Origin of the sequence: Desulfocurvibacter africanus subsp. africanus DSM 2603 (assembly GCF_000422545.1) — a bacterium.
Taxonomy (GTDB): Bacteria; Desulfobacterota; Desulfovibrionia; order Desulfovibrionales; family Desulfovibrionaceae; genus Desulfocurvibacter; species Desulfocurvibacter africanus.
In genome coordinates this window covers 113,558-122,532 of sequence record NZ_AULZ01000015.1, presented here as the reverse complement: position 1 = coordinate 122,532, position 8,975 = coordinate 113,558, and the positions used below count along the sequence as shown (strand labels likewise).

11 protein-coding genes are annotated in these 8,975 nt (G+C 60.8%); 10 read left to right on the top strand and 1 reads right to left on the bottom strand.

What is annotated here, in order from left to right; translation table 11 throughout:
- Positions 1-176 precede the first annotated feature (176 nt).
- A complete protein-coding gene (gene nth / locus H585_RS0111770) occupies positions 177-836 on the bottom strand; it encodes an endonuclease III (protein ID WP_027367961.1) in 660 nt (219 codons plus the stop codon).
- A gap of 265 nt (positions 837-1,101) precedes the next feature.
- Here nth and H585_RS0111765 point away from each other — a divergent pair, with 265 nt between their 5' ends.
- From H585_RS0111765 to H585_RS0111715, 10 genes are all read left to right on the top strand, one after another.
- Positions 1,102-1,398, top strand: a complete 297-nt coding sequence (locus H585_RS0111765) for a hypothetical protein (RefSeq protein WP_014261652.1) — start codon at positions 1,102-1,104, stop codon at positions 1,396-1,398.
- 10 nt (positions 1,399-1,408) lie between these two features.
- Positions 1,409-1,744 (top strand): divalent-cation tolerance protein CutA, encoded by a 336-nt coding sequence (gene cutA, locus H585_RS0111760; protein WP_027367960.1) that lies wholly within the window; start codon positions 1,409-1,411, stop codon positions 1,742-1,744.
- A gap of 102 nt (positions 1,745-1,846) precedes the next feature.
- Entirely contained in the window at positions 1,847-2,785 is a 939-nt protein-coding gene (locus H585_RS0111755; RefSeq protein ID WP_027367959.1) for a carbohydrate kinase family protein, read from the top strand.
- Between the two features lie 236 nt (positions 2,786-3,021).
- Positions 3,022-4,143, top strand: a complete 1,122-nt coding sequence (locus tag H585_RS0111750) for a phosphotransferase family protein (protein ID WP_027367958.1) — start codon at positions 3,022-3,024, stop codon at positions 4,141-4,143.
- Positions 4,144-4,164: 21 nt separating this feature from the next.
- Positions 4,165-4,428 (top strand): hypothetical protein, encoded by a 264-nt coding sequence (locus H585_RS0111745; RefSeq protein ID WP_014261656.1) that lies wholly within the window; start codon positions 4,165-4,167, stop codon positions 4,426-4,428.
- 208 nt (positions 4,429-4,636) lie between these two features.
- On the top strand, positions 4,637-4,870 hold the full coding sequence (locus tag H585_RS21375) for a bacterioferritin-associated ferredoxin (protein WP_154658854.1): 234 nt from the start codon (positions 4,637-4,639) through the stop codon (positions 4,868-4,870).
- An 832-nt stretch (positions 4,871-5,702) separates the two neighbouring features.
- Positions 5,703-6,158, top strand: a complete 456-nt coding sequence (locus tag H585_RS0111730) for a hypothetical protein (protein ID WP_027367957.1) — start codon at positions 5,703-5,705, stop codon at positions 6,156-6,158.
- A 292-nt stretch (positions 6,159-6,450) separates the two neighbouring features.
- A complete protein-coding gene (locus H585_RS0111725) occupies positions 6,451-7,035 on the top strand; it encodes an adenylyl-sulfate kinase (RefSeq protein WP_027367956.1) in 585 nt (194 codons plus the stop codon).
- A 79-nt stretch (positions 7,036-7,114) separates the two neighbouring features.
- Complete coding sequence (gene miaB / locus H585_RS0111720) at positions 7,115-8,452, top strand: tRNA (N6-isopentenyl adenosine(37)-C2)-methylthiotransferase MiaB (RefSeq protein ID WP_051183102.1); 1,338 nt, start codon at positions 7,115-7,117, stop codon at positions 8,450-8,452.
- Positions 8,452-8,943: a bifunctional nuclease family protein gene (locus H585_RS0111715; protein ID WP_027367954.1), complete on the top strand. Its 492-nt coding sequence runs from the start codon at positions 8,452-8,454 to the stop codon at positions 8,941-8,943. Before miaB ends, H585_RS0111715 begins: the two co-directional genes overlap by 1 nt.
- Positions 8,944-8,975 lie beyond the last annotated feature (32 nt).

Here is an 8,975-nt window from a genome sequence, read left to right as displayed (position 1 = left end):
GCCTGGTTGATTCATTGATTTGCCTCCGGCGGCCGGGGGAAGGGAAACCCCTCTTGCAAGAGGGGTTTCCCTTCCCCCGGACCCCCATCCCTTCCCCAGAAACATTTGTTTCCGCGGCTAAAAAGTGTGTCATGCGCAAAGCGATTTGGGCCGCGGCTTCGGCCGGCTCGCAGCCATTATGCCGACTTGGTAACTCCCAGTTTGGGGCAGACATCCGCGAGAAGGCAGACCGAGCACCTTGGCAGGCGCGCCTGACAGACGGCCCGGCCATGCTGCACGAGCAGGTGGTTTACCTCGCCCCATATTTCGCGCTCGAAAGCCTCCATGAGGTCGCGCTCGATGCGCTCGGGCTTGTCCGACTCCGTGAGACCCAGGCGGAAGGACAGGCGCTTGACGTGCGTGTCCACGGCGATGCCCTCCACCACGCCCAGGGCGGTGGAAAGCACGATGTTGGCCGTCTTGCGTGCCACTCCTGGAATCTCGATCATCTCGGCCATGGTCCGAGGCATCTCGCCGCCGTGTTTGTCCATGATCAGGTTCGCGGCGGCCAGCAGGTTCTTGGCCTTGTTACGGAAAAATCCCGTGGAACGGATGACCTCCTCCAGTTCGGCCTGGCTGGCTTGGCGCAGCTCGGCCGGACCGGGCCAACGCCGGAACAGTTCGGGCGTGACCTGATTCACGCGCTCATCGGTGCACTGCGCGGCCAGCACCGTGGCGACCATGAGTTGCCATGGATCGGTCCAGTCCAGAGCCGTGATGTGCGGGTCGTAGACCTGCCGCAGCCGCTCGTGGATGATGCGCGCGCGCTCGCGCAGGGTCGTGGGCATGGTGGTCATATGGAGGCCTCCTGGCTTCGGGAACGCTGGGTAGCATCGGGCCGGCGTCAAGACAAGTCCTGTCAGCCCGTTGAAGTTGGACCTGCGCGGCGGGAAGTACCGCCGGATGCGAAGCATTCGCAAGCAATGGTTACGAGTCGCTCAACCATTGCCTAATTGGCGTGGAGGGCTATCGATTGCCAGCATCCCGGTTTTCCGCTAGCTCCATATATGTATGGACCGTCCTTTTCATCAACGCTCAAGTGCCATAGGGGGAGCTTCCAGCATGAAGAACGCGGCGAAACGAATGGGCCTTGTAGCACTGCCGATCCTCTCGCTCGTCGTGGCCGCTGCCAGCGCGCTGGCAGCAGCCGAGGACGGCCGTCAGACAGTCGAGAGCGTATGCAACCGCTGCCACACCCATGAGCCCATCTGCCAGAACCTGAACCGCAACGAAGCCTGGTGGCACATGACCGCGCTGCGCATGATCAACAACGGCGCGCCAATCAGCCAGAACCAAGCCAAGGACACGGCCTTGTTTCTGGCGACTCTGAAGCCTGGCTCCGAGCCCGTGTGCAAATAGGAGGTCGGATATGTCCTTGGCAACGCTGTATGTGACCACGCCAACCAAGGCCGACGCCGAGCGCATCGCCCGCGCCCTGCTGGAAAAACGCCTGGTGGCCTGCGCCAACATCCTGGAGGGCTGCACATCCTTGTACTGGTGGGACGGCCAGGTCCAGAGCGACCAGGAGTGCGTCATGATCTGCAAGACGCAGATGCGCCTGGTCACCCAGGCCGCCGCGTTCATCGAGGAGCTGCACCCCTATGACGTGCCCTGCGTGACGGCCATGCCCATACTCAAGGCCGGTCGCAAGTACGCCGAGTGGGTCACTGCCGAAACGGCCCAGCCTGGGGACACCATGGTATGAACCCAAGGGGTCGCCGCACGGTACGCGTCTCTGGCAAGGTGGAGGCGATTGTGATATCTCGCGACTCCTGGCTTGAATCCCAAATCCGCTAGAGGTCCACGCATGCAGATATTCGTCTCCGGCTCCCTGGCCTACGACCGCATCATGAGCTTCCCCGGCAAGTTCTCGGATCACATCCTGCCGGACAAGATCCATATCCTCAACGTCTGCTTCATGGTGGACGGGCTGGACGAGCGCTTCGGCGGCACGGCCGGCAACATTGCCTACAGCCTGAACCTGCTCGAGGAGAAGCCCGTCATCCTGGCCTGCGCGGGCAAGGATTTCGACAGCTACGAGAAGTGGCTGCGCCAGCAGGGGCTCTCCCTCAAGGGCGTCCGCCAGGTCGACAGCGAGCACACGGCCGGCGCGTACATCACCACGGACAAGTCCGACAACCAGATCACGGGCTTCAATCCGGGCGCCATGAAGCATCCTTCGCAGTTCGATTTCAGCCGCGTGCCTCCCGACGACGCACTGGCCATCGTGGCGCCCGGCAACCTGCAGGACATGCAGGAGTATCCGCGCGCGTACCGCGATCTGCACATCCCCTACATCTTCGATCCAGGCCAGTCCCTGCCGGCCTTCAACGGTGAGCAGCTCAAGGACATGATCACGGGCGCGCGCATCCTCGTGTCCAACGACTACGAGCTGGAGATGATCATGAAGGCCACGGGCGAGACCAAGGCCCAGCTCCTGGAGCGCGCCGAGGTCATCATCACCACCCTGGGTGAGAAGGGCTCGCTGATCACGGAACGCAACGGACGCACGACCCAGGTTCCGGCGGCCAGGATCGCCCGCTGCGTGGACCCCACGGGCGCGGGCGACGCCTATCGCTCCGGGCTCATCAAGGGCCTGGCCATGGGCTGGGAGCTGCCCAGGGCCGCCCTGGTGGCCTCCACCTGCGCGAGCTTCGCCGTGGAATACCTGGGCACCCAGGAGCACTCCTTCAGCCTGGACGAATTCTGGGCTCGCTTCGAGGAAAACTTCGGCAAGCCGGCCTAGAGCAGATTGGTTTTAAGACGCCTGCTCCGGCGTTGACGGCGCAAGTGAATTGCGCCTACGCCGAAGCTAGCGGCAAGCCCTGCCGACGCATGGCTTGCAGAGCATTTTCAAAAGCAAAATGCTCTAACGTCAACCGCCTTTGCCAGTCCGGCCAAGCTGTGCCATGATGCCCGCAAGTCCAACGGCTTGCGGGCATCTTATTGTCCCGATCAAGCCCTTCAAGGCGGGAGGCGGACATGATCGAGCTGACGCGCGAGGCGGTTGAAGCCTACCTGTGCCAGGCCTTTGGGCCGGACGCGGCCGTGACCTACATGGGCGACATCGGCGGGTTGGGCGAGCAGGGCATCAAGCGTTTCGGCTACGGCAAGCCGGTGCTGGTGCGCTTCACGACCGGCGGCCGCGAGCAGGCCACGGTCATGTCGGTCATGAAAGCCGACAAATACGGCCACCAGTTCTACTGGGACCGCGCGGCCATCCTCATGTTCCAGCACGAGACCTCGGCGCGCTTGCCGCGCCATGTGCGCCCCATGGGCCTGGGCTATGTGGACGGCCGGGACTGTCTGATGCCGGTCCATGAGCCCAAGGAGTTCTTCATCCTCAACGAGCTCTTGCCGGGCCACGAGTATTTCCGCGACCTGGAGCGCATCCGGGAGCGCGGTCTCGAGGAACGCGACATGGAGCTGGCGCGCGCCTTCGCCCGCTGGCTGGCCGAAGTCCACGCGACCAAGCGCGACGATGCGCACCTCTACTACCGGCGCGTGCGCAACCTGCTGGGCTCCAGCGAGTGCATCATGGGCATGGCCGACGAGGCCTTTCCCCCTGGCTATGAGCCCTTCCCGGACCTGCGCTTCAAGGCCCTGGAAAAGCGGCTCATCGACTGGCGCTGGCGGCTCAAGGGCTATGCCTCGCGCCTGAGCGCCGTGCATGGCGATTTCCACCCCTGGAACGTGCTGGTGACCGACGACGGCGAATTCCGCGTGCTGGACAGGAGTCGGGGCGAATGGGGCGAACCCGCCGGCGACGTGGCCTGCATGGCCATCAACTACCTGCTCTTCGGGCTGCTGGACGCGCACGCCAAGGGTCAGGACGCGAGCGAAGACGGGCCACGGCCCGGCGTAAGCGAACCCTTCCGCCGGCTCTATATGGCCTTCATGGACGAATACCTGCGGCGCACGGGCGATGAACAGATGCTGGAGGTCATGGCGCCCTTCTTCGTCTTCCGCGGCCTGGTAGTGGCCTCGCCCGAATGGTATCCTGGCCACCCGGAACACATCCGCACGGCCCTGCTGCGCTTCGTGGAGAACGTGCTGGAAGATCGCATTTTCGATTACCAGCGTCCGGAACTTTATCTGGAATAAATCAAATAAAACAGGACGGATATGCGCGGCATCGGCTTCCTCGGCTTCGCCATAGCGACGATTTTTCATCCCCTGCTGCTGGCCCTGGCTATTCCGGCCGGGCTGCTGGCCGGGACACCTATCCGGGCAGCCGGGCTCGGAGCGCTGGCCGGCGTGCTGCGCATCGTATTGCACTACCTGCTGTACGATACCAAACTGACCTTCGCGACCATGCTCGTGACGCTTTTAGGCGGAGCGGGCGTGGCGTGTGCTACCTGGGTGATACGCGGGCGGATGCATGATTGAGCGCCACATGCGGAACCAGGGAAGTCGCCTTGTACTGCACTCCCGACTTCAAGACCAAGCTCACCAAGACTTCACTGGTTCGACGGATACATATGCACATGGTTCTTCGTCTTCCGACGTGGAATCGACCTTGGCGCTGCCCAAGCGCTTGTCAGCATCAGGGGCCATCACCCTTTGTTCGGAATCCATTTTCCCGGGAGCCTGAATCATGTCGGAGCTGATTTGTTACTGCTTTGGGTACACTGCCGCTGACATCGAACAGGACATTCGCGACAATGGAAGATCCACCATTTTTGAGCGCATCATGAACGAGAAAAAGGCTGGTGGCTGCCAATGCACGGAAAAGAACCCTAAAGGCCGTTGATGCCTCTCCGATGTCCGCCAGGTGGTGGACAAGACGATGAGCGACAACGGCATCTCTCTCCACTCTACCAAATTATAGCAGATTGCATTCGTCCATGCGCAGGTACTTGTGTACCGTGAACCTGGAAAGCCCCTTCTGCCGGATGGTCTCTCGGCTGCCATGGTCTTGCTTGCGGAGAGTTTGAATCTCCATCCACCGCTCCCTCATGGCCCAGCCTCTGCCGAATCAGTTTTCGCATATGGAATGAGAGGGCAACTCTCAATTGCAGATTTAGTGCATCTTTTGCACTACCGCTAACACGAGAGTACCATTTGATGGACAAAGGGATAGTACCATTTTCGTATTTTGGATTTCATAATCAAATTCTTGTTTCATCACATAGGGATAGCAGTATGATACCAGACGTGCCAAGTATGCCAGACTCGTTTTCTTGAGGGCTTAAATGTTAAATGCACCTATTTATGGAATACGCTCTCTACCTGACTACATTTACATACATATTTCAGCAAGTTAATGGATATTTCTAACCAATGCTCTAATTTGCTAATTTAAACAGACTTTCCAGACTATGAAGTTGGACAAGCTATGTTTACTTCTTTTCGAGATGCTACAACGATGAGTTAATTATGGGTAATATTAGAAAGCGTGCATTTATTACGGTGATATCGTGGTTTACAATCGCTCCATTTTTAATGCTTCTAGCCGTGCCAGTAAACCAACTCTTTATACTACCGACTTTAATCCTATCTTTTTATGTTGGCATAAAATTGAGAAGACTGAAATGCCCATCCTGCGGCAAACCAATCACCTACTATCCCCTTAAAATATTCGATTATGAAATCCCACTTTGGGCCATGTGGCTTCCAAAAAGATGCACAAAATGTGGCACTCGATTGTAGAAGGCGCTCCCATGCAAGCTCACAACAACTTTAGCATCAGGAATATGCTGGCACGGCTTAAGGCCATGAACCCCATTGAGATCTCCATCGTACTATTTGCACTCGTCTCTTTCTGCCTTGCCCTGTTCCGCTTTTTAAATGCGCTTGGCACCTTGACCAATACCAGCCCGGATCTTGCCGTATTCATATATATACTACTGCTTCATTCCATATATCTTACCTGCCCGGCCATCCTGCTGTGGCTGGTTTTCGACACCAGATCCATCGAGGGGTTCATTGCCGCTATCGGCTTCAGCACAGTGGGAGCCATCTTCCACGGCTTAGAGGCAGGATTGCTTGATGACGCTTTGGCTCATTTCAAGAAAGCTGATCACTTCATACTATCCATACAGATCACACTGATTTGCGTGATCAGCTTCGCCCGCTCTCTGAGCAAGTGGAAAAGGGCTAGTAACATATCCAATTGAAATGCTCACAAGCTAGTTTTGAACTGATCGACTGGCCAGCTCCCCCTTCCAAGGGGAATATACCGCACTCCTGAAAATCGAAGCCACAAACAAGACATGCGAGAAGCACGCGCAAGGAGTGGCCAGCGCTGGACTCTACTCCACGGGAGTCGGAGCCGCGCTCGCATTCAGCAGTGCTGAAGACTGATCGATGCAGCAATAGCGGAATGCCGTCCGCCTTTGCTGCAACACCTGTCCAAAGCGCACGGCTTGAGGTAACATGCGCATTGCCACTTCAACCCGAGGACCTGCCATGAGCGACACATCCGCGCCGAGCCGGGGCTGGGCCATCTGGATCACGGGGCTGCCGGGCTGCGGCAAGTCCAGCCTGGCCCGCGCGGTGCGCGAGGTCCTGCAGGCGCGCGGCGGGCGGGCGGAGATCCTGGAAATGGACGCCCGGCGCAAGGCCTGGTTTCCGCAACCGACCTACAGCGCCGAGGAACGCGCCCGCGCCTATGCGCTGCTCGTGGACGAGGCCGTGGCGCTGACGCAACAGGGCCGCAACGTCATTATCGACGCCACGGCCCCGGCCCTGACCATGCGCCAGGCTGCGCGCGAGCGGTTGCAACGCTTCGCCGAAGTCCACGTGCGCTGCTCCGCCCAAACCGCCATGCGCCGCGAGGACGCCCGGCCCCAGGGCAAAGTCATGGCCGGCCTGTACCGCAAGGCTCTGGAACGCAAGGCCACGGGGCGGCAATTCGAGGGGCTGGGCCTGGTGCCCGGCGTGGACGTGCCCTTCGAGGAGAACCCGCAGGCCGAGGTTGTCGTGGACGGCGAAGTCGAGGGCGTGGAGCAGGCCAGGGACAAGGTGCTAAGATTCCTCGCCCGCTGGACGTAAGCCGTCCGGATTGCCTCCGCCCGGATTATCCGGGGCATCCGGGGTTTACCGGGTGCAAGGCATGCATTATATCCCGCGCATGAATTTTCACATCCTTACCTTTGGTTGCCAGATGAACGTGGGCGACTCGCAGTGGCTTTCCCGCGCCCTGCGCTCGCGGGGTTGGCAGGAGACCACGGACGAGCAGGCCGATGTCATCATCATCAATACGTGCAGCGTACGCGACAAGCCCGAGCAGAAGGTCTACAGCCTGCTGGGCCGGCTGGCCTCCATCGTGCGCGAGACAGGAGCGTTCGTGGCCGTGGGCGGCTGCGTGGCCCAGCAGATCGGCGCGGGCTTCTGGAACCGCTTCCCCTTCGTGCGCCTGGTCTTCGGCACCGACGGCGTGGCCGGAGTGCCACAGGCCCTGGAGCGGCTGGCCAGCACGCCGCGCCTGCGCCTGAGCCTGCTGGACTTCAGCGAGGAGTATGTGGAACGCGGGCAGGACTTTCCCGATGCTTCCGTAAGCCCCTCGGCCTTCGTGACCATCATGCAGGGCTGCAACAATTTCTGCGCCTACTGCATCGTGCCCTACGTGCGCGGCCGTCAGAAATCACGCACCAGTGCCTCCATCATCGCCGAGTGCGAGAGCCTCATTGCCAGGGGTGCGCGGGAAATCACCCTGCTGGGCCAGAACGTGAACAGCTATGGCCAGGACGCCGGCGGCGACGGCCTGAGCTTCACGCAGCTCCTGCGCCGGGTGGCCGTCTTGCCCGGCCTGGCGCGCCTGCGCTTCGTCACTTCGCACCCCAAGGACATCGCGCCCGAGGTCGTGGCCGCTTTCGGCGAGCTGGAACAGCTCTGCCCTTGCCTGCACCTGCCCATGCAGTCGGGCTCCGACGCGGTGCTGGCGCGCATGGGCCGCAAGTACGACCGGGCGCGCTACCTGGACATCGTGCGCCGGCTGCGTCAGGCGCGGCCGGGCATGGTCTTGACCACGGACATCATCGTTGGATTTCCGGGCGAGACCGAGCAGGACTTCCGTGCTACCATGGACGCGCTGGAAGAGGTGCGCTTCGAGCGGAGCTTCTCCTTCAAGTATTCGGACCGGCCGGGAGTCGCGGCAGAGCGCATGGCCTTCAAGGTGCCGGAGGAGGTCAAAGCCGAGCGGTTGGCCAGCTTCCAGGCGCGACAGGCGGAACTCACGGCCGAGGACCTTCAGGCTCAGGAGGGACGGCGCGTCAGCGTTCTGCTGGAGGAGCTCAGCAAGCGCCAGGACGAAGGCGGCCTGTCCTGGCGTGGCCGCGAGCCGGGCGGCCGGGTGGTGGATATTCCTGTCATCGACGGCGGCCCAGATTTGACAGGGGCGCTGGCTACGGTAAGAATATCATTGGCTCGAAAACACTCCCTGCTTGGGGAGATGGAAGGTACGCCATGATGATAGAAATGAAGGTCTTCGGTTTGGCGGTGGATGAAAACTCGCAAGTGCCGGTCCTGGTGCTCAAGGATCTGGAGGAGAAGGCCATACTGCCTATCTGGATCGGCGCCATGGAGGCCATGGCCATTTCCCTGGCTCTCAACGAGGTCAAGCTGCCCCGGCCCATGACTCATGACCTCATGCTCTCCTGCATCGACACCGCCGGGGCCAAGGTCACGGCGGTCGAGGTGGTCAAGCTGGAGGAAGGCACCTACTACGCCGAAGTGGAGATGCGCATCGGCGAAGTGCAGCGCAGGGTGGATGCCCGGCCCAGCGACGCCATCGCCCTTGCCCTGCGTGCCGAGGCGCCCATTCGCGTGGCCCAGGCCGTGCTGGACGAGGCCTCGGTGGATGACACGGCCTTGGGCAAGCCCGTGCTCAAGGATGAGGAATCCGACAAGTGGACCGAGATGCTCGAAGGCTTCTCGCCTGGGGACAAGTACAAGATGTAGTCCTGATTCGGAGTCCCCCTTCCGTCGGCATG